Annotated in this window: 22 protein-coding genes; 11 read left to right on the top strand and 11 right to left on the bottom strand. The window is 64.2% G+C overall.

Features of this window, described 5'->3' with window-relative positions:
• Window positions 1-51: 51 nt before the first annotated feature.
• A complete protein-coding gene (locus tag BXY53_RS06845; protein ID WP_119061101.1) occupies window positions 52-393 on the bottom strand; it encodes an HPr family phosphocarrier protein in 342 nt (113 codons plus the stop codon).
• A gap of 84 nt (window positions 394-477) precedes the next feature.
• Entirely contained in the window at window positions 478-879 is a 402-nt protein-coding gene (locus BXY53_RS06840; protein ID WP_119061100.1) for a PTS sugar transporter subunit IIA, read from the bottom strand.
• A gap of 242 nt (window positions 880-1,121) precedes the next feature.
• On the opposite strand from BXY53_RS06840, the gene dapF reads away from it, so the two are divergent.
• Genes dapF through BXY53_RS06820 form a run of 4 tightly spaced genes read left to right on the top strand, consistent with a single transcriptional unit; the run spans window position 1,122 to window position 5,099 of the window.
• Window positions 1,122-2,039: a diaminopimelate epimerase gene (gene dapF, locus BXY53_RS06835; protein WP_119061099.1), complete on the top strand. Its 918-nt coding sequence runs from the start codon at window positions 1,122-1,124 to the stop codon at window positions 2,037-2,039.
• Between the two features lies 1 nt (window position 2,040).
• A complete protein-coding gene (gene mtaB, locus BXY53_RS06830) occupies window positions 2,041-3,294 on the top strand; it encodes a tRNA (N(6)-L-threonylcarbamoyladenosine(37)-C(2))-methylthiotransferase MtaB (protein ID WP_119061098.1) in 1,254 nt (417 codons plus the stop codon).
• Window positions 3,291-4,466 carry a signal recognition particle-docking protein FtsY gene (gene ftsY / locus BXY53_RS06825; RefSeq protein WP_119061097.1) on the top strand — a complete coding sequence of 392 codons (1,176 nt, stop codon included), beginning with the start codon at window positions 3,291-3,293 and terminating at the stop codon, window positions 4,464-4,466. Before mtaB ends, ftsY begins: the two co-directional genes overlap by 4 nt.
• Before the next feature lie 24 nt (window positions 4,467-4,490).
• Window positions 4,491-5,099, top strand: coding sequence for a septation protein A (locus BXY53_RS06820; protein WP_210209162.1), 609 nt, complete (start codon window positions 4,491-4,493; stop codon window positions 5,097-5,099).
• Here BXY53_RS06820 and BXY53_RS14105 read toward each other — a convergent pair.
• Window positions 5,057-5,518 (bottom strand): hypothetical protein, encoded by a 462-nt coding sequence (locus tag BXY53_RS14105; protein WP_170144362.1) that lies wholly within the window; start codon window positions 5,516-5,518, stop codon window positions 5,057-5,059. The two genes, BXY53_RS06820 and BXY53_RS14105, sit on opposite strands and share 43 nt — an antisense overlap.
• Between BXY53_RS14105 and BXY53_RS06815 the strand changes: the two genes are divergently transcribed.
• From BXY53_RS06815 to BXY53_RS06795, 5 genes are all read left to right on the top strand, one after another.
• Window positions 5,462-6,466, top strand: coding sequence for a murein hydrolase activator EnvC family protein (locus BXY53_RS06815; protein ID WP_170144361.1), 1,005 nt, complete (start codon window positions 5,462-5,464; stop codon window positions 6,464-6,466). The genes BXY53_RS14105 and BXY53_RS06815 overlap by 57 nt on opposite strands.
• Window positions 6,467-6,471: 5 nt before the next feature.
• On the top strand, window positions 6,472-7,809 hold the full coding sequence (locus tag BXY53_RS06810; protein WP_119061095.1) for a S41 family peptidase: 1,338 nt from the start codon (window positions 6,472-6,474) through the stop codon (window positions 7,807-7,809).
• Between the two features lie 270 nt (window positions 7,810-8,079).
• The gene (locus BXY53_RS06805; RefSeq protein ID WP_119061094.1) at window positions 8,080-9,756 is read left to right on the top strand and encodes a divergent polysaccharide deacetylase family protein; all 1,677 of its coding nucleotides are present in this window, start codon (window positions 8,080-8,082) and stop codon (window positions 9,754-9,756) included.
• Window positions 9,757-9,760: 4 nt separating this feature from the next.
• Entirely contained in the window at window positions 9,761-10,297 is a 537-nt protein-coding gene (locus BXY53_RS06800) for an RNA pyrophosphohydrolase (RefSeq protein ID WP_119061093.1), read from the top strand.
• 245 nt (window positions 10,298-10,542) lie between these two features.
• Complete coding sequence (locus tag BXY53_RS06795) at window positions 10,543-10,728, top strand: Flp family type IVb pilin (RefSeq protein ID WP_119061092.1); 186 nt, start codon at window positions 10,543-10,545, stop codon at window positions 10,726-10,728.
• A 27-nt stretch (window positions 10,729-10,755) separates the two neighbouring features.
• Here the strand turns inward: BXY53_RS06795 and BXY53_RS06790 are convergent, their stop codons facing one another.
• The 4 genes from BXY53_RS06790 to BXY53_RS06775 are packed head-to-tail and all read right to left on the bottom strand — an operon-like array spanning window position 10,756 to window position 13,216.
• Window positions 10,756-11,748 (bottom strand): MDR family oxidoreductase, encoded by a 993-nt coding sequence (locus tag BXY53_RS06790; RefSeq protein ID WP_210209204.1) that lies wholly within the window; start codon window positions 11,746-11,748, stop codon window positions 10,756-10,758.
• Between the two features lie 60 nt (window positions 11,749-11,808).
• Complete coding sequence (locus BXY53_RS06785; protein ID WP_119061090.1) at window positions 11,809-12,354, bottom strand: helix-turn-helix transcriptional regulator; 546 nt, start codon at window positions 12,352-12,354, stop codon at window positions 11,809-11,811.
• A complete protein-coding gene (locus BXY53_RS06780) occupies window positions 12,351-12,980 on the bottom strand; it encodes a cytochrome b/b6 domain-containing protein (RefSeq protein ID WP_119061089.1) in 630 nt (209 codons plus the stop codon). Before BXY53_RS06780 ends, BXY53_RS06785 begins: the two co-directional genes overlap by 4 nt.
• Window positions 12,980-13,216: a hypothetical protein gene (locus BXY53_RS06775; RefSeq protein ID WP_119061088.1), complete on the bottom strand. Its 237-nt coding sequence runs from the start codon at window positions 13,214-13,216 to the stop codon at window positions 12,980-12,982. The genes BXY53_RS06780 and BXY53_RS06775 overlap by 1 nt, the downstream gene beginning before the upstream one ends.
• Window positions 13,217-13,625: 409 nt before the next feature.
• Here BXY53_RS06775 and BXY53_RS06770 point away from each other — a divergent pair, with 409 nt between their 5' ends.
• Together BXY53_RS06770 and BXY53_RS06765 are read left to right on the top strand one after the other, a co-directional pair.
• Entirely contained in the window at window positions 13,626-15,053 is a 1,428-nt protein-coding gene (locus BXY53_RS06770; protein WP_119061087.1) for a leucyl aminopeptidase family protein, read from the top strand.
• On the top strand, window positions 15,050-15,967 hold the full coding sequence (locus tag BXY53_RS06765; RefSeq protein ID WP_245410380.1) for a C40 family peptidase: 918 nt from the start codon (window positions 15,050-15,052) through the stop codon (window positions 15,965-15,967). Before BXY53_RS06770 ends, BXY53_RS06765 begins: the two co-directional genes overlap by 4 nt.
• Here the strand turns inward: BXY53_RS06765 and BXY53_RS06760 are convergent.
• From BXY53_RS06760 to BXY53_RS06745, 4 genes are all read right to left on the bottom strand, one after another.
• A complete protein-coding gene (locus BXY53_RS06760) occupies window positions 15,961-16,875 on the bottom strand; it encodes a 2-hydroxyacid dehydrogenase (RefSeq protein ID WP_170144401.1) in 915 nt (304 codons plus the stop codon). The genes BXY53_RS06765 and BXY53_RS06760 overlap by 7 nt on opposite strands.
• A 60-nt stretch (window positions 16,876-16,935) precedes the next feature.
• Complete coding sequence (locus tag BXY53_RS06755; RefSeq protein ID WP_119061085.1) at window positions 16,936-17,205, bottom strand: SEL1-like repeat protein; 270 nt, start codon at window positions 17,203-17,205, stop codon at window positions 16,936-16,938.
• Between the two features lie 138 nt (window positions 17,206-17,343).
• A complete protein-coding gene (locus BXY53_RS06750; protein ID WP_170144360.1) occupies window positions 17,344-18,897 on the bottom strand; it encodes a glycosyltransferase family 39 protein in 1,554 nt (517 codons plus the stop codon).
• Between the two features lie 21 nt (window positions 18,898-18,918).
• Window positions 18,919-19,896, bottom strand: a complete 978-nt coding sequence (locus BXY53_RS06745; RefSeq protein WP_119061083.1) for a quinone oxidoreductase family protein — start codon at window positions 19,894-19,896, stop codon at window positions 18,919-18,921.
• Window positions 19,897-20,142: the final 246 nt, after the last annotated feature.

The raw sequence follows: 20,142 nt of genomic DNA, 5'->3' as shown, positions 1-20,142 counted from the left end.
TATATCGTTACGGCACGCTTGGCCAGCCGGGAGCAGGCTGAAGCCAATCGCTCAGCCCTGCGACGGTCCGTTCTCGCCCTCGTCGTCTTCGTGAAAACCGGCCTCGACCAGCCCTATAAGCGCCTCCAGCGCCTCCTCGGCCTCCTGCCCTTTCGTCTCGATCAGGATCGTGGAGCCCTGCGCCGCCCCGAAGGTCAGCAACGCCATGATCGAGCCACCGTTGACGCTGACGCCGTCCTTCGTGACAGTGACATCCGCGTCATATTTTTCCGCGACGCTCACGAACTTCGCCGTCGCCCGGGCGTGCAGCCCGCGCCTGTTGCGGATCTGGACTTCGGCCAGGCAATGATAGACGCCGTCGCCGGGCGGTTCGGTTTCGGTGGAATCCGACATCGTCGTTTTCGGTGCTCAAATCATCTGTCGCGGCGCCGGACCTCGGCCCCGCGTGAAACCTGCGCTCCCGGGCGGAATCGGTCGCTAACTGCCCGCGAGCATATCGCTCACCACGCGAATGTATTTCTGGCCCGCCTCCCGTGCTTCATCCGCCGCCTCACGCAGCCGGCTTTCCTCGCGCACGCGGGCCAGCTTGATGAGCATCGGCAGATTGACCCCGGCAATCACCTCCACATTCGCGCCGTTCATCGCCGATATCGCCAAGTTTGACGGGGTCCCGCCGAACATGTCGGTCAGCAGCACGGCGCCGTCGCCCGTATCCACGGACTTCATGGCCCGCAGGATCGCCTCGCGCCGTTCTTCCATGTCGTCATCGGGGGTTATGGCGATGGCCGCAATCTGATCCTGCGGCCCCACCACATGCTCCAGCACGGCGCGAAACTCCCGTGCCAGGTTGCCATGCGTGATAATGACGATCCCGATCATGGCCGGCCTCCGCGCTGCAGAAAGCGGCCGGCTCTGCGCCGCGTCTTCAGACGAAATCCGCGATGTGTCGTCATGGCCCGCTCGATTTACCTTCGTGACTCTCCATAGTCACGCTGCAGCGCACACCATGCAAGAAGTTTCACGACCGGCCGCGACAAATTTCCGCGATTCCGGTCTCCTGACGTGCGCTGGCAGCGGCCGGCGCAATTGCGCAGCGCCACAACCATTCTTATAACCCTCATATGAGCAACGTGTTGCGCGCGCCGGCCGGCGACCATCTCCGCTATTGGAAGATGAACGGTCTCGGAAACGACTTCGTTATTGCCGACACGCGGTCCACTTCCTTCCGCGTGGACGGTGCGCTTGCGCGTGCGCTGTCCGACCGCGACGAAGGCATCGGCTGCGATCAGGTCGCGGCGCTGGAGCCCTCGGACAGGGCCGACCTGTTCATGCGAATCTTCAATGCCGACGGCTCTGAAGTCGGGGCCTGCGGGAATGTCTCGCGCTGCGTGGCCGTCTTGCTGGCTGATGAGAATGGTCTAGAGCACTGCATGATCGAGACGGCTTCGGGTGTGATAGCGGCCACGGCGACAAGTACGGACACCGCATCGGTTGATATGGGCGCGCCAAAGTTCGGCTGGATCGACATACCGCTGGCGCATCCTGTGGACGACACCAGCGAGGTCTTCATTGGCCCGGCGGGCGCTGGAGCAGCGGAGGACGATGTTTTCGATCTGGGACTGGCGAGCGTGGTGAATGTCGGCAACCCGCATTGCGTCTTCTGGGTTGATGATGCAGAGGCGATTGACCTGGCGCGGATCGGCCCGGCGCTTGAGCAGCATCCGCTGTTCCCGGAGCGCGTGAATGTGTCGATGGCGCAGGTCAATGGGCCCGACAGCATCACGCTGCGCGTGTGGGAGCGCGGCGCCGGCCTCACCAGGGCCTGCGGCACGGCGGCCTGCGCGGTGACCGTCGCCGCGGCGCGGACAGGACGCGCGAAGCGGCACCTAACGGTGAACTTGCCAGGCGGGCCGCTCGACATTCACTGGCGGGCAAGCGACGATCACATCATCATGACCGGGCCGGTCGAATGGGAGCATCGCGGGGAAATCGACATCTCGCCCATGGGCGCGCTTACCGGCTTCCGGGAGGTGGCCTGAGATGAGCGCGCGGATAATTACCTTCGGCTGCCGGCTGAACGCCAACGAAAGCCAGGCCATGGCGGAACACGCCGAGGCCGCCCGGCTGGATGACGCGGTTATCGTCAACACCTGTGCGGTCACGGGCGAGGCCGTACGCCAGGCCCGGCAGGCCATACGCCGCGCGCGGCGTGACAACCCTGAAGCGCGCATCATCGTCACCGGTTGCGCCGCGCAGACCGAGCCGGACCGCTTCGCCGAGATGGCCGAGGTGGACCACGTCATCGGCAACGCCGAGAAGATGCAGCGCGCAACCTTCGAGCGGCTGAGCACCGGTGAGGCTCCGCGCGCCCTCGTCAACGACATCATGTCAGTACGCGAGACGGCCGGGCACATGATCGCGGATTTCGGCGGCCGCGCACGGGCTTTCGTGCAGATTCAGAACGGTTGCGACCACCGCTGCACCTTCTGCATCATCCCCTACGGCCGCGGGCCGTCGCGCTCGGTGCCGGCCGGCGAGGTGGTGCGGCAGATCAGGACGCTGGTCGAACAGGGCTACCGCGAGGTGGTCCTGACCGGCGTGGACCTGACAGCCTACGGCGCCGACCTGCCGGGCGACATGACGCTGGGCAAGCTCACGCGCAAAATTCTCAAACTCGTGCCGGAGCTGCCGCGCCTGCGCATCTCGTCGATCGACACGATCGAGGCGGATGGCGATCTCATCACCGCGATGGCGGAGGAAGAACGCCTGATGCCGCATCTTCATCTTTCGCTGCAGGCGGGCGACGACATGATCCTCAAGCGCATGAAGCGTCGGCACTCGCGTGACGATGCGGTGCAGTTCTGCGCGGAGATGCGCCGTTTGCGCCCCGACATCGCTTTTGGGGCGGACATTATCGCAGGCTTCCCGACTGAGACGGAAGAGATGTTTGCCAACTCGCTGGCGCTGGTGGATGACTGCGGGCTGAGCCATCTGCACGTATTTCCGTTCTCCCCCCGTCCGGGGACGCCAGCGGCGAGGATGCCGCAGCTTGAGCGCCAGGAGATCAAGGCCCGCGCCCAGCGCCTGCGCGAGAAGGGTCAGCAGGCCCTGAACGATCATCTGCGCGGCTTTGCGGGCCGCGAACTCGAAATCTTGATGGAACAGCCGCAGCGCGGCCGCGCGCCGCAATACGCCGAGGTCAAGCTGCCCGAGCCGCAAACCCCCGGCGAGATGGTGCGCGCGCGGATCACGGATGTGCGCGGCGGGAAACTGGAAGGAACATTGGTCGCGTGAGCGAAACCGAGACAAAGAGAAAAGGCTTCTTCGGCCGCCTGTTCAAGGGTGACGACCGGACAAAGCCAGAGGAACAGCCGGAAGCGGTGGAGGCCGAACGCGAGCCGGAAGCCACGGAGCCGGAAGACCGCGCTGCCGAGGCTGAGCCGGAGACGGCTGAACCGGAAACCGCCGAGGCCGAGCCGGAACCGGTTGAGGCCGAGCCAGAACCAGAACCGGAGTCCGGCCTTCCTGAACCCGAACCCGCGCCTGCGAAAAAGGGCTGGTTCTCACGCCTCAAGGACGGCCTGACCAAGACCTCCTCGCGTCTGTCCGAGGGCGTCACCTCCATCTTCACCAAGCGCAAGCTGGATGACGACACGCTGGAGGAACTGGAGGATCTGCTGATCCAGGCTGATCTTGGCGTGGAGACCTCCATGCGCATCACCGAGCGCCTCGCCGCTGAAAAATATGACAAGGAGATCAGCCCGGAAGAGGTCCGCGAGGTGCTGGCCGCCGAGGTCGCCAAGACGCTGGACCCCGTCGCCCATCCGCTGCGTATCGACCCGGGCAAGAAGCCCCATGTGATCCTCGTCGTCGGCGTGAACGGCACCGGCAAGACCACGACCATCGGCAAATTCGCGCGCAAGTTCACCGATGAGGGCAAGAGCGTGATCCTCGCCGCGGGCGACACGTTCCGCGCCGCCGCCGTCGAGCAGCTCAAGATCTGGGGCGAGCGCGTCGGCGCGCCGGTTGTCACGCGCAAGATCGGCGCGGATGCCGCGGGGCTGGCCTACGATGCGCTCCAGCAGGCGCAGGACGAAGCGCGCGACGTGCTGATGATCGACACGGCGGGCCGGCTGCAGAACAAGGCCGACCTGATGGCCGAACTGGAGAAGATCATTCGCGTCGTCCGCAAGCTGGACGAGACCGCGCCGCACACCGTTCTGCTCACCCTGGATGCCACGACAGGCCAGAACGCGCTGCAGCAGGTCGATGTCTTCAAGAACACCGCCGGGGTGACCGGGATCGTCATGACCAAGCTCGACGGCACCGCGCGCGGCGGCATTCTTGTGTCAATCGCCGCGAAGCACGCCCTGCCCGTCTACGCCATCGGCGTGGGCGAAGGCGTGGAGGACCTTCAGCCCTTCGAACCTGACGAATTCGCGCGCGCGGTCGCCGCAATCGCCTGACGCGCCGATACGACGGAGCCTTTGATGACAGAGACCCCGCCGAGCCAAGACGAAACCATGTCGCCGTCCAAGCAGGGACTCAAGCTGCTCGTCGAGATCGGCCCGCTGGTGGTGTTCTTTATCGGCAATACCCGATACGACATTTTCGTCGCCACCGGCGCTTTCATGGCCGCGACCGCCGTCTCCCTGCTCGCCAGCCGACTGATCTTCAAGCGGATTCCGGCGATGCCGCTGGTGACGGGGATTTTCGTGTTCATCATGGGCGGGCTGACACTTTATCTCCATGATGAGCTGTTTATTAAGCTCAAGCCGACGATCGTGAACGTTCTGTTCGCCTCGATCCTGCTGGGCGGGCTGGCTTACGGGCATTCACTGCTGAAATACCTGTTCAGCGACGTGTTTCAGCTCCTCGACGAGGGCTGGCGGAAACTGACCTTGCGATGGGCGCTTTTCTTCCTGTTCCTGGCCGTGCTGAACGAGATCGTCTGGCGGTTCTTTTCGACAGACTTCTGGGTCGCGTTCAAGGTTTTCGGGATCATGCCGCTGACACTCATCTTCAGCATCATGCAGCTCGGGCTGATGCAGCGGTATCAGATCGACGCGAGCGAAAAGCGCGAACTGGCATCCCAATGAGCACGAGCCTGCGCGCGACCGTCCTGACCGTCTCGCGTGTGCTCGCTGTGGGCGCCCTGCTGGCCGCCGCGCCCGCAAGTGCGCAGGAGGGAGACGCCGACATCCCTCTGCCTGTGCCAAACCCCGAGCGTTTGACGCTTGGCCTGACCGACGAGGACAAGCAGGACCTTGGCGCCGACGAGGCGCGTGCGCTCTACAAGCAGCATGAACGCCAGCTCGATCGCATCCAGGGCGAACGGGTCAACGTCGAGGAAACCGTCTCGGCCACCGAAGCCGAACGTGCCCGGCTCAACGAGCGCCTGCTGGAGGTTGCGCGCAAATCCGCCGACAGCGAAAACCGGCTGACTGCGCTTGAAGAAGAAATGGCCAAGCTGCGCGAGGAGGAGGCGGCGATCCGCAAGCAACTGCGCGATCAGCACCGCGAGATCGGCGACCTGCTGGCCGTGATGCAGCGCATGGGCCGTGAGCCGCCCCCGGTCATGGTCACGCAGCGTGAGGACGCCCTGCGCATGGTGCGCAGCGGGATGCTGCTCAACAGCTTCTTTCCGGCGCTCAAATCGCGGGCGGACAGCCTTGCCGCGCGCTTGTCCGAACTCACCCGCGTGCTGACCGAAAAGCAGCAGCGCGCCGAACAGCTCGCCGCGGAGAAGGAAGAACTGGAACGGCTGCGGACGAAGACCAGGGATCTGATTGCCGAAAAGCGGCAGCGGCTGAAGCAGCAGCGCGCCCGGCTGGATGCCCTCGACCGTGCGGCCGAACGTCACGCGGCCGCCATCACCGATCTGGGGCAGCTCCTGAAGACCCTCGACAAGGAAGTGGCGGCGCGCACCGGCCTCGGCGAGTATGAAGAGCAGTTGCAATCAGGCGAGATCGTTGAGTTGAAGCCGCGCGCGAAAAAGGCGGCCTTCGTGCAGCCCGGCCGGATGAAACCCGCTGTGCCGTTCGCACAGGCCAAGGGCCTGCTGATGCTGCCGGCTTCGGGACCGATCGTCCGCGATTTCGGCGAACAGGATGACCTTGGCATCGAATCCAAGGGCGTTTCCATCGAGACGCGCGCGCGGGCCCAAGTTGTCTCACCTGCGGACGGATGGGTGAGTTATGCAGGCGAGTTCCGGTCCTATGGGCAACTCTTGATTATCAATGCCGGTGGCGGGTATCATATTCTTCTAGCAGGCATGGAAGAAATCTATGTCAGACGAGGTCAGTTCGTCCTCTCCGGAGAGCCTGTCGCATCCATGGGCGAGGCCAGTGCTTCCGAAAGTCGCTCTGGAAGAGAAGCGCGCCCATCGCTTTATGTCGAATTCCGGAAAAATGAAAAGCCCATCGATCCGAAGCCTTGGTGGGCTTCCGAGCTAGCAAAAGGCTGATGACTATGCGCAAGTCCCAGATCGTCGTGTGGGTGTTCCTGATCGTGGCAGGCATCGTCGCCGGTAACACGGTCCTGAACCTGTCCCGCACCCACGAGGCCGTCGCCGCGAACTCCGAAATCTATCGCCAGCTCGACCTGTTTGGCGAGGTTCTGGAGCGCGTGCGCGCCGACTATGTCGAGGAACCGGATGACCGCGAACTGATCGAGTCGGCCATCAACGGGATGCTCTCCGGGCTCGATCCGCATTCGGCGTATCTGAGTCCGAAGAACTTCCGCGAGATGCAGGTGCAGACACGCGGCGAGTTCGGCGGCCTCGGCATCGAGGTGACGATGGAGAACGAAGTCGTGAAAGTCGTCTCGCCGATCGACAACACCCCGGCGGAAAAGGCGGGCCTCCTCGCGGGCGACTACATCACGCATCTGGACGGCGAATCGATTCGCGGGCTGACCCTCAGCGAGGCGGTCGAGAAGATGCGCGGGCCGGTCGACAGCGAGATCGTGCTCACCGTGGTGCGCGAGGGCATGGATGAGCCGTTCGACGTGCGAATCAAGCGTGACATTATCCGCATCACGCCGGTGCGCTACGAGATCGAGGACGACATCGGCTATCTGCGCGTGAAGACCTTCAACGAGCAGACCTATGACGAGCTGCGTGACGCAATCGCCAGTATCCAGGAGGAGCTGGGCGACGAACTGGCGGGCTACATCCTTGATCTTCGCAACAATCCGGGCGGCCTGCTCGATCAGGCGATCGCCGTGTCCGACGCCTTCCTGGATCAGGGCGCGATCGTGCTCACCCGCGGGCGCAAGAGCAGCGAATCACAGCGCGCCGCAGCCAAGTCGGGCGACCTGACCGACGGCAAGCCGATCGTGGTGCTGATCAACGGCGGCTCGGCCTCGGCCTCGGAGATCGTGGCCGGTGCGCTGCAGGATCAGCAACGCGCGGAGGTTGTCGGCTCGCGCTCCTTCGGCAAGGGGTCGGTGCAGACGATCATTCCGCTCGGCACGGACGGCGCGATCCGCCTGACGACGGCGCGCTATTACACGCCTTCGGGCCGGTCGATCCAGGCGAAGGGCATCTCGCCGGATTACAACGTTAAGCAGAATTTGCCCGAGGAAATGAAGGAGCGGCTGACCCGGCCGCGCGGCGAGGCGGCCCTGCGCGGGCACCTGAGCGCCGAGGATGGCGAGGAAACATCGGGTAGCGTGGCCTACGTTCCGAAGGAGAAGGAGAAGGACACGCAGCTTCAGTTCGCCATCAACCTGTTGCACGGCGAGGTGCCGGAAGAGCACGAGAAGGCGCAGAACACCACCGTGCCGGAGAAGGAGGCCGCCAACTGAAGCGCTGAAGCGCGGGCGTTGCCGCATCGCGCTGGTCCACAGCTTTATGGGTCGTTCGCCTTGTTCTTGCCAAGGCGACTCCCGTATAGCGGAAGATGCAGAGATGGAGCGGGACACGGAATGCTTGCAGCGGTCTATCGGGACACGGTCCGCTCCTTCTCGGGCCATACGGCCACGAATCCCTAGCGCGGCGGCGCCGGACGTCCGGACCGCCCAACAAAGAGCGCCGGAACGCGCTCCGGCGCGCAAGCGGTGCAACCGGGGGGCATCATGAGGGCTCTGCTTTTCACGGCTTTTGGCGTCATCGTCGCGGCCACAGCCGGCGTTTCCTATCTCGCGCTTTCACCGGCGCCTGATCAGTCATCCGACTCTCTGAAACTGGTGATCGAAACCGGCTCGATACCGGCGACACGCCAAGCCTCCGACACGGATGACGGCAATGTGCCGACCGGGTCCCTGAGCAGCGAACCCGCGTCCGGCGAGAACGACGAGCAGCCGTCCCTGGACGAGGTGATCGCCGCGCGCCTGAAGCAGACCGGCAAGGGCGATGAGACGGAGCCATCCGCGCCGGACAATGCCGCCACGCAGCCTTCGACCGAAACTGCGGCTGCGCCATCCCCGGCGGCCGAAACCGCGGCCCCCGACGAAACCGCGCCCCCCGACGAAACCGGCGGCAGCGAGACGGCAGAGGCGTCGGCCGAAACCGGCTTCGAAGCGCCTGACAACGCCAGCCCGCCACCGGGCACGGTCTCCATCACGCAGATGCTGGCGGCCGAACTCAACAAGGATGGTGACGCCAGCACGGAAAACACGGCCGAGCAAGAGCCGGCGCGTCAAGCGGCAGACGCGCGGAGCGCTGAAAACGACACGGCGACGGCCGAGACCTCCGAACCGGCGCAACCCACATCGGACAGCATAAAGACGGCGGGCCGCCTGCCGCAAGCCGGCGAGAGCGCGCGGACGGCACAGCCTCCCAACAATGCGGCGACGCTGACGAACGCTGAGACAAGCCCCCAAAGCGGCGCAGCTTCCGAGACCGAGATTGCAGCGCTGGAGCCGCAGACCGGGGACACGGCACCCGACACGCAGGCCGCGGAGACGACCGCGCCCGAAGTAACACAGGAGCAGCCGCCCGCTGAACCGCAGGATACGGCTGCACAGGCAGAACAACCCGCAAGCGAGCCTCAACCGCTGGCCGCAGCGGACGCTCCCGCCCTGCCCGGCCAGCGCGGCACATTCTCAGTGAAGGGACGTATTGCGCTCATTATTCGCGGGCTCGGCGTGAAATCCGACCTGACCGAACAGACGATTGGCCAGATGCCTCAGCAGGTCGCCATGGCCTTCGTTCCTTACGGCGAGGATCTGAAGAGCTGGACGCAGCGCGCGCAGGCGGATCGGCACGATATCCTCATCCAGATCCCGCTGGAGCCGAAGGGATACCCCGAGAATAACCCTGGTCCCCACACGCTGTTGACCTCGCTGTCCATTGACGAGAATCTCGAACACTTGGACTGGTTGCTGGATCGCTTCGACGGGATCACCGGCGTCACCAACTATATGGGCGGCAAGTTCGCCTCATCGCCAGGGTCCTTTGCACCGATGCTTATGGAGTTGAAAGCGCGGAACCTGCTGTATGTCGATGACAGCAAGGCCGCCAATGCCACCACCCGGCAGCTTGCGCGGCAGGTGTCGCTGGCCTATTCCGTCGCCGATGTCGTGATCGACACCAAGCGCGAGCCGGAAGCCATCCAGAAGAAGCTGGCCGAAGTCGAAGCGCAAGCGCGCCAGGATGGCTCTGCAATCGCGATCGGCCATGCGCACGCCGCGACCTTGGCCGCGCTGCAAAACTGGATAGGCTCGCTGAATGAGAAAGGTCTTGCCCTGGTCCCCATCACCGAGCTGACGACGGCGCCAACACCCCGCGTCTCGCAATCGACGGGCGGATAGACATATGCCGGATCCTGAAGCCATGCCATACCGGCCCTGCGTCGCTGTGATGCTTTTCAACGATGCGGGCGAGGTGTGGATGGGCCGACGCGTGCCAAAATGGGACGAAGGCAAGCTGATTTCGCCTTGGCAATGCCCGCAAGGTGGCATTGACCCCGGCGAAGATCCTGAAAAAGCGGCCCACCGGGAGTTGCTGGAAGAGATCGGCTCGAACAACGCTGAGGTGCTCGCACAGACCCGCGAATGGTATACCTATGATCTGCCGTATGAGGCGCTCGGCGTGGCGCTCAGCGGACGGTATCGCGGTCAGAAGCAGAAATGGTTCGCGATGCACTTCCTCGGCGAGGAAAGCGACATAAATCTCATCCCCCCGCCTCCGCACAAACAGGAGTTCGACGCCTGGCGGTGGGTGCCGATGGATGAGGTGCCAGCCTTGGTCGTGCCCTTTAAACGCGACGTCTATGCCGCAGTGATCGAAGAGTTCCGCCCTGTCATCGCCCGCAAGCTGGAGGTCTCCTCGCATGCGGCTCATTATTCTTGAGCCCACGCTGGCTGGCGCAGTTCAAATCGCCTGTTAGCAGACTCTTTACCTGAACAGGCCCCCATTAACTGATAATTTTCGTTAGATTCGTTGCGTTTTATCGACATCTTCTAAATTAAACTGCGCTTAAGCGTTAGCGCCTAGCGTCTTTCCCATTACGGGGCCATCGCAACACCTCGATCCCTTTGAGGCGCCCGTCGCATTGACCGGAGCGCCTGTCACAGCCTTGGTGGGAGTACAGGACGATGAAACGAGAACTTCTCCGTTTTTGGCGCGACGAATCGGGCGCGACCTCGATTGAATACGGGCTGATCGCCGCAGGCATCGGGGTTGCGGTCATCACGCTCATCGGCCAGGCGGGAGACGAAATTCAGGCCCTCCTCGGCCGGGTCAAGGACCAGCTCATAAACTTCAACGGCACGGCAAACTGACGGCGCGCACGCGCCGTCGGCCGCTCGTCAGGCTCGCACGTCGATGACCATGCGCCCGCGAACCTCACCTTTCAGAATGGCATTGGCGAGACGCGGCACGTCGCCCAAGGGCGCGGTGTGGGTCATGGCACGCAGCTTGTCCATTGGCAAGTCCCTGGCGATCCGCGCCCATGCCTTTTCGCGCCGCTCAGCGGGGCACTGCACCGAATCAATCCCGAGCAGATTCACACCGCGCAGGAGAAACGGCATCACGGTGGTTTCCAGCTTTGGCCCGCCGGCCAAGCCTACGGCTGCCACCGAACACCCATAGCGCAATTGCGAAAGCACGCGGCTGAGCACCGCGCCGCCAACCGCATCCACGCTACCGGCCCAGCGCTCCGCCTCCAACGGACGCGGATCGCCCTCCAGGAAACTCTCCCGCGCAACGATCTCCACTGCTCCGAGGCCGGTAAGGTAATCCGCCTCGCTGGTGCGTCCTGTCAGCGCCACCGGCCGATAGCCGCAATTCGCCAGGATCGCGATCGCCACGGAACCGACGCCGCCGGACGCCCCCGTCACGAGGACATCGCCGCTGTCGGTTCTCAACCCATGCTCCTCCAGCGCGAGGATCGCGAGCATCGCGGTGAAGCCCGCGGTGCCGACGGCCATAGCGTCGAAAGTCGACATCCCTTCCGGGATCGGGGTCAGCCACTCGGCTTTCACGCGGGCCCTCTCGGCATAGCCGCCCCAATGCCGCTCGCCGACATGCCAGCCGGTCAGCAGCACCTTGTCGCCCGGCTTGAATCTGGGGTTGCTGCTCTCTTCGACCGTCCCGGCAAGATCTATTCCCGGAATGTGCGGATAGGTACGCACGAGCTTGCCAAGCCCGTTGACGATCATCCCGTCCTTGTAGTTCAGCGTGGAATAGTCCACCGCAACCGTGACGTCGCCCTCGGGCAAAGCGTTATCATCAACCTCGGCGATGGACGCGGTGATGCGCCCGTCCGTTTCGTCTAACCGTAGGGCTCGGAACATACTGATCGCCTCCCGGTTTGCGCAAACAGGTTTGTCGTTCGGTGATACGTTGCCGCGTGGTTTTCGTCAAACAGCCGCCGTCTGAGAGGCGCCCTCAGCGCCAGTTGCCCCGACTGGACCGTCAAGCAGATCCTCGATGAAAAGCGAAATGAATTGTGCCCGGCTCGACACGCCGGCCTTGGAATAGACACGGGTAAGTTGCGCGCGAACCGTGCCCGCCGCTGCACCCCGAAGCCTGGCGATTTCGGCAACGTCGAACCCCTTAAGCGTAAGAAGCGCAACCTCGCTCTCGGCGGCGGTCAACCCCCAGGCCTCGAACGTGGTCTCGATCAGTTCGCCGAGCGCGCCTGAAGCAGCAGCCAGCGCCCGCTCGCTTCGGCGCGCCCGCTCGATCGTCCGGCGCATCTCATAAGCCCCGAACATCACGCCCAGCACCAGCGCAAAGGCCACCAGCGATTCGAGGATAATGTGAAGATTGAACCCGTTGAGCGAGATGTCGGCGATCGCATCGCCAACGAAAAACACGGCCGCCAGAGACTGGATGACGAGCAGCCCCGCCAGCGCCATCGTGCGGCGCGCTGGCCGGGCTGTGCTCAAGGAGGGCTTTTTCATTCGTTCTGTACCCTGCGGCGCTCGCCCGTGATCATGCTGCGCACGAGATTGACTCGCGAGGTGGCGCTTTCGAAACCGACGCCCGCCACGTGGATCGCGGCCAGGAAAAGCAGCAGGTTGGCGGCGAATTCGTGGCTCTCTTCGAGCCATTCGGCCTCTTCCTCCTGGCTCTCTTTATGCTCACCATATTCGCCTTCCTCGGCGTATTCGGTGGCTGCTTCGTCGGCGCGCACTTCGCTCAGTGGCGAACCGGCCATCGCAATACCGGTGAGCGCCACAACGGTCAGCGTCGCCCAAAGCGCGTAGGCCATCAAGCCGCCAAGCGGGTTGTGCGAGCGATAGACACGGTGCTCGCCTCTCGTCACGCGTTTCAGATGCGCAGCAGCCGCGGACAGACTCGGCGGAAACGCAGAGAACCGCGCCTCCTCCGGCCCGATGAAGCCCCACAGCAGACGCAGCACCAAAAGCGAAAAGGCGGCATAACCGATCCAGACATGGATCTGGGAGCCGCCCTCGGTGATGATACCATTGAGGAGAACGCCTGCAGCCACGCCCCAATGGGTTAGACGGACGAGCGGGTCCCAGCCCCGCGCGCCCTGCTCCTGTCCTGCTTCCGTCGCCACCATTAGCTGTGGTCCCTGCCTTGACCGTCGTCATCATCATAACCCCGACGATAGCCATCGTCGTCATAGCGGCCATCGTCGTCGCGCCGGCTGTACTTCTGCTCGACCTCATAGACCTCGCCGCTACGCGCGTCGATCTTGACCTCGACAGTGAACTCACCTTTACGCGCATAGACCTCGATCCGGCCGCGCTTCCGCTCATATTTCGTCATTTCATAGGCCGCTTTCGCCAAGCGCATCCGAAATCGCTTCTGCGCTCGTCCCGAGTCTGGCGCCGAATTCAGGCTCGGCTGCCAGCAACGGATTCGTCCCAAGCACCAAGACCACGGACGTTGCGCCGATAAGTCGTCTCATTTCCTAACCTCCAAGTTATTTGTTCCCGCGCAGCCGAAGATGCGCTCACACCGCGATCTGGAGGCTAAGGGCGCTGAAAAGCCATTGGCGCAATGCTTAGGCCCCCCGCGCATAAGCGTCTGCTTACGCAACGCGACAGGCTCGGCGGCCGTTGCACCGCGCTGAGGAAACATCGGCCGCGGGCATTGGCGGCGCGCGAGTCCGGCGCTATCTTACACGGTCAGGGTGTTCAGGCCCGGTTCAGGCGCTGCTCCTCACTGTTCGCCAAAAAACCTCAAGCCAGTTGGATTGTGAATGACCGTATCCTTGCGCGACTTCCGGGATGAGCTGGGCGGGCTGATTCTTGAGCCGGGCGCGGCCGAAGATGCCATCCCGGTTTGGCCGACCAGCGACAACGCTGACAAGATCGACCTGCCGGGCTTGCCGGAGCGGGCAAAAGCGTGGCTGCGCACCATCGACTGGAAGGCGCGCGGGGGCAACACGGCGCTTCTGCCCGGCGAGGAGAGGCTGGACGGGGCCGTCGTCGGGCTGGGCCGCGAGGAGAACGCGCCTTTTCGCGCACTAACGCCGGGGATTCTGCCGACAACCGTCCCCGCGGGCACCTATCGCTTTGCCGCGCCGCCGCCCAATCCCGAACTCGCTGCGGTCGCCTGGGCACTTGGCGCATATGAATTCACGGCATTCCGCACCACGGCGGAGGCCAAGCGCGCGCCCCGCCGCCTTGTGCTGCCCGAGGGCGTCGACCGCGAGCGCGTGCTCAACATTGCATCCGCCGTATGGCTGGGCCGCGAACTCATTAATTACCCAGCCAATGAACTTGGCCCGGGCGAACTGGAGAGCACGGCGCGCGGTCTGGCAAACGAATTTGGCGCGGACATTCACGTCATCGAAGGCTCGCGGCTCGAGGCCGAGAATTTCCCGATGATTTATGCCGTGGGCCGCGCAAGCGACCGCGCGCCGCGCCTGATTGACCTGACCTGGGGCGACAAGTCCGCGCCGAAAGTGACGATCGTCGGGAAAGGCATCTGCTTCGACACTGGCGGGCTCAACATCAAGCCGGCCAGCGCCATGGGCCTGATGAAGAAGGACATGGGCGGTGCCGCCTCAGCGCTGTCGCTGGCAGCGATGATCATGATGGCAAATCTGCCGGTGCGCCTGCGCCTGCTGATCCCGGCGGCGGACAACAACATCTCGGCCTCCGCCTTTCGGCCCGGTGACATCCTGCGCGCGCGCAACGGCACGACGGTCGAGATTGCCAATACCGACGCTGAAGGCCGTCTAGTGCTGGCCGATGCGCTGGCTCTTGCGGACGAGGAAAAACCGGACCATCTCCTGACGTTCGCCACGCTCACGGGCGCAGCCCGCGTTGCCCTCGGTGCCGATTTGCCGCCGTTCTACACCGATGATGAGGCTCTGGCCCGCGATCTGCACGAAACGGCGATGGCCGTGGCGGACCCGCTCTGGCGGATGCCGTTCTGGCAGCCCTATGACCAGCTTCTGAAGAGCCGCGTGGCCGACGTCAACCATATCTATAACGGCCCGTTTGCCGGTTCGATCACAGCGGCGCTGTTTCTCAAGCGGTTCGTCAAGAACACGCCGCGGTTCCTGCATATGGACATCTATGCTTGGACGCCGCGCGCCGTGCCGGCCCGCCCCGCTGGCGGCGAACCGCAAGGCGCCCGAGCCGCCTTCCAAATGCTGAGCGAGATTTATCAGCCGTGAACAGCGAACGCCTCGACCCACGCCGCAATGCCTACCGCGAGGACATGGCCGCCTCCGCGCTGAGCGAGAAGGTGCAGGCGCCGCGCTATGTCGACGGAGTGACGCAGCAGGTGATCGCCGCCCGCGCGCCGTTGCGCAGCGCTCCGAAATTCCGCGCGCCGCTGATGACCGAGGCGCTGCATGGCGAGGCCGTGACGGTTTACGACTCGAAGGATGGCTGGGCCTGGGGGCAACTCAAGCGCGACGGATACGTCGGCTACATCCCGGCGGATCATCTGTCATCCAATGTCTTCTCGCCCACCCACGCCGTGCGTGTGCGCGCGACTTACATCTACCCGTCGCCTGACATCAAGACGCCGCCGATCGACATGCTGACTTTCGGAGCGCGCGTGGCCGCCGATGGCCGTGAGGGTCGCTTCCTCAGCCTGGCGCGCGGCGGCTATCTCTTCGCCGAGCACTGCGTCGGTGCGGGCGACAAGCTGAAGGATTACGTGCGCGCGGCCGAGCGCCTGGTCGGCACCCCCTATCTCTGGGGCGGCAAGACGAGCCTCGGACTGGATTGCTCGGCGCTCGTCCAGCTTTCGCTCCATGCTGCCGGTGTGGAATGTCCGCGAGACACCGATATGCAGGAGGCCGAGGTCGGTGAGACGGTCGAAGGCGTCATCGAGGACGACGGTACGCTCAAGGGTGGGCTGGAACGCGGGGACCTGATCTTCTGGAAGGGCCATGTGGCGATTGCCCAGTCCAGTGACTGGATCGTCCACGCGAGCGGGCATCAGATGGAAACAGTGATGGAGCCGGTACGCCATGCCATCGAGCGCATCGGCCAGAGCTGGGGGAAGCCGACCAGCGTGAAGCGCCTTGCCGAAGAAACAACGGTCCTTCAGTTGCCCGACGCCCGTTCGGATCAGTAGCCGCGCTGGACATCCACGACGTTATCCAGCCCCTCCCCGCGCTCGAACCTTTGGATCTGGTCCAGGACGTAGTCGAACAGCGGCTCCGGTCGGGAAACGGCCGCGTTGTGCGGCGTGACGACCACGCGGGGATGACGCCAGAGCGGGCTGCTTTCGGGCAGCGGTTCAGTCTCGAACACGTCCAGCGAGGCCGCCCAGAGCGTGCCGTCCTCCAGCGCTGCGAGGATTTCCGCCTCGTTCTGCAGGCCGCCGCGCCCGGCATTGATGATGACACGGCCGGGCAGCGCGCCATCAGGCGCCATCGCCGCGATCAGCTTGCCACCGAGCAGACCACGTGTCTGCGGCGTCAGCGGCAGCAGGCAGACGAGAATGTCGGTGCCACCCAGAAAGGTGAGGAATTCGTCAGAGCCGGCATAGGTCGTCACGCCGGGGATGTCCTTGCGGGTGCGGCTCCAGCCACGCGTCTGAAAGCCGATCGCCCCCAGCTTCGCCGCCGCGGCCGAGCCGAGCACGCCACAGCCCATGACGCCCACACGCACCTCCCGCGCGGTTGGCTGTGGCAGAGGATTCCACACCTTGCGCGCCTGCTGTTCGGCATATTCGAGATGTCGGCGGTGATGCAGAAGCACGTGATGCAGCACGTACTCGCTCATCTGCTCGGTGAGGTCATCGGCGACGAACCGAACGATGGGCACATCCGGCAGGTCTGGATCGCCAACCAGATGATCGACGCCCGCGCCCATGGAGAATATCGCCCGCAGATTGGGGAAGCCCTGGAGCGCGCCGCGCGGCGGCTTCCAGACGATGGCGTATTCGATCTCCGCCGGATCCTCCAGATAAGGCCAAACCCGCACCCTGCGCTGCTGGGCGAGCCGCGTAATCGCCTCGTCCCATTCCTCAGGGTCCATGTCGGAGATCAGAAGCAGTATCGCCAAGGCGTTCTCCAATGCGCGGGCCGTGCGGACCGCCTAGCGGGGATTGAGCCAGGCGCGGGCCTGCCGCAGGGCCTCGTCGATCTCAGCTTTGGTCATTTCCGCGGCGATCTCGCGGCGATGGCGCAGCGCCTCAGGGTTGCCGCGGATGGCCGCGATGTTCAGCCATTTATGCGCGGCGACCAGGTCCGGGTCCACACCGCTGCCAGTCGCGTACTGAATGCCGAGGCGCAGAAACGCTTCGCTCGTCTGCGCGTTGCTACCCCCGCCATCAACACCATAGAGTTCACAGTCCTGTCTTGCCATAGCGCAATACTCCGCTTACGCCAACTCGTTCGGGCGCGTCCCGCGAACACGGATGCGCCCGCTACCCGTAAAACGTGCGCAAAGCTGTCAGATTATCGGAAAGATAGAGTAAACGGCGCAGGGGCTCCGCGCGCCTTTTTACCCCTTGGGTGACAAAACCGTAAACCGCCAGGTGGAATGGCGATAGCCGTCCGGCTTCCAGAGATGGCCCGTCCAGGGGATCTTGATCGTTTTTGCCCGCATGATCGGCTCCGGGCCAAGTGCGGCGATTTCACCGCGAAGCGACCGAAGCACCGCGCGATCACCTTCACGGTGATCCCATAATAGGACACGAGCTCGGCTGGCGCGCTCCGCGCTGAAAGGCGGTTGCCCGGCCCAGACGATGCGCCGGTCCGGGAAAAAGCGACGCAGATTCCCGCCGAGTTCGTCGTCAATCACGAAAATATCGGCCCCGGTGGGCGTTTGCCGGGCGATTTCGCGCGCGAGGTCGCTGTAAGGCTCACCCCAGCGGCAAATCGAGCAGACCGGCTCCAGCACATACATGTTCGCCAACCGCCCGCCGAGCGCGACCAGTGTGATGACAACCGCGAGCCAGACGAAGCGGCGAATCTCCCCGCTGGTGCGGACCGCGCGGCGCGCCCTGGCAGCAAGCCAGATGGTCGTGAGCAGGAACAGCGGCATGAGCGCATGGGTGGGGTAGGTCCAGATGCCGGCGGCCAGCGCGCCGAAGACCAGCGCGGCGACGCTCAACAGCGTCATGTGAAGAATGAGTTGCTCGAAGTCGGGCGCATTCGCAGCAGGCCGAAGGCGCGCTTCGCGCAGCGTCTGCCGCGTCATGCGCGGGAACATCAGCGGATAGATGAACATCAGCGGCGCGAGATACATGAGCGGCTCGGTGAAGGCCCGGCGGATGCCCTGCCCCACCTCGCCCCAGTTCGTGGCGTCCGGGAGCTGCCAATCGGGCAGCGCCGCCGCCTCACGCCCCGGCTCAGTCAGCAGCCAGACCAGATGCGGCGCGAATAGCGCAACCGCGATCGCCCCGGCCAGCGCACCGCCCGGCCCTACAAGACGCGCACGCAGAGCAGGCTGAAGCAGCGCGGCGACGACGAGGACTGCGAGAAAAACCCAGTATTCCTGCGAACACAGCAGCCCCAGCCCGGCAAACAGACCGAGCAGCGCGAAGTCACGCCAGCGCGCCGCGTCCACCGCCCGAAGGAATGCCCAGAACGTGAGCGCCACGAGCGCCATCGCGCCGACCTGATAGGTGAAGCCCTCGTGGAAACGCCAGCTAATCTGGTAGATGAGGGCGAGCGACTCTGCCGTCAGGAACGCCCAGAGATTGTCGCCGGCCATCACGCGGCGCGCGGCCAGAAACAGGAAGCCACACGTCACGACCAGCAGCGCATATTTCAGCAGTTGGTAGGCGACGACGCCCGGCCCCGTGACCTGCTGCACGGTCCAGATGAGCCAGTCATAAAGCGGCGGCCTGTCTGACAGATAACCGAGCTGAAGCTGCTGAACGAAGATCTCCGTGACGGGGGCATCCTCGCCCAGGTTGAGCGAGGCGATCAGGCGCGCAGTGACATGCACAAGGGCGTAGAGGCCGGCAGCCGTGAGAATACCGCCGAGGCTGTAAAGCGCCGTGCCGCCCTTGCCTGCTCGGGCCTCGGCCGGTCGCGTTTGGTCCAGCACCTGTGCCCCCGGTGCCAACGGCTAGTCGACGAGAAAGATGGTCGATCCGGTTGTCTTGCGCGCTTCGAGGTCGCGATGCGCCTGGGCCGCCTCACTCAATGGATAGGTCTGGTTGATGTTGATCTTGACCTTGCCCGTGGTGACCATGTTGAACAGATCGGTCGCTGTTTCCTCCAGTTCTGCGCGCGTGGCGATGTAGGCCGCAAGCGACGGGCGCGTCAGGAAGAGCGAGCCTTTCGCGGCGAGCATGCCGATATCGACCGGCGGGACCTTGCCCGAGGCGTTGCCGAAGCTCACCCACAGACCGCGGGGCTTCAGGCAGTCGAGCGAAGCGGGATAGGTGTCCTTGCCGACCGAATCGTAGACCACATCGCACAGCGCGCCGCCGGTGATTTCGCGCACGCGCTCGACAAAGTCTTCCTCGCGGTAATTGATGACGTGTGTGCAGCCATGCGCGCGGGCGAGTGCGCCCTTCTCGGCTGAGCCAACGGTGCCGATAATCGTCGCGCCCAGCGCCGACGCCCACTGACAGGCGATCAACCCGACGCCGCCAGCGGCCGCGTGAAACAGCATGACCGTCTCCGGTCCGACCTCATAGGTCTTGCGCAGCAGATAGCGTACGGTCATGCCCTGCAGCATCATCGCCGCGGCGGTCTGAAAATCGATCTCTGCGGGCAGCTTGACCACGCGATCGGCGGGAATGCTGCGCTCTTCCGAATAGGAGCCAATCGGTCCCGCATAGGCCACGCGGTCACCCACCGAGAGTCCGTTCACCCCCTCGCCCACTGCAGTGACCTCGCCGGCGCCCTCGGTACCGAGCGTGAAGGGCAAGCTCGGCTGCGGATACAGGCCGGTGCGATGATAAACGTCGATATAGTTGAGGCCGACGGCCTTGTGGCGCAGTGTCACCTCACCCGGACCGGGCGCCGGAACCTCGACGCTCTCCCAGCGCATCTCCTCAGGGCCGCCGTAGTTATGAACGCGAATGGCGTGGGGCATTTTTTCTATCCTCTTTGTTGCGGCTTCCTTGGATACGGCAAGAGCGGGCCGAGCCGCAAGAGGCGGAAAATGCGTGGGATTTGGCCGCGCGCGGCCGGGCTGGCGAATACTTTAGAATTGTGCTAGAGTTGTTTAAAATGAAAAGGGTATTGCAACCGCTTTCGATCGCTTGGTCCGGCCGTCTTCAAGCTGCGTTGGATGTCAAACGCTTCGACGGGACGTCATTACCCGCAAAATTTTTACGGC

Origin of the sequence: Dichotomicrobium thermohalophilum (assembly GCF_003550175.1) — a bacterium.
Lineage (GTDB): Bacteria > Pseudomonadota > Alphaproteobacteria > Rhizobiales > Rhodomicrobiaceae > Dichotomicrobium > Dichotomicrobium thermohalophilum.
Note: the sequence above shows the minus strand (reverse complement) of the source record. Positions and strands in the feature narration are given on the sequence as shown.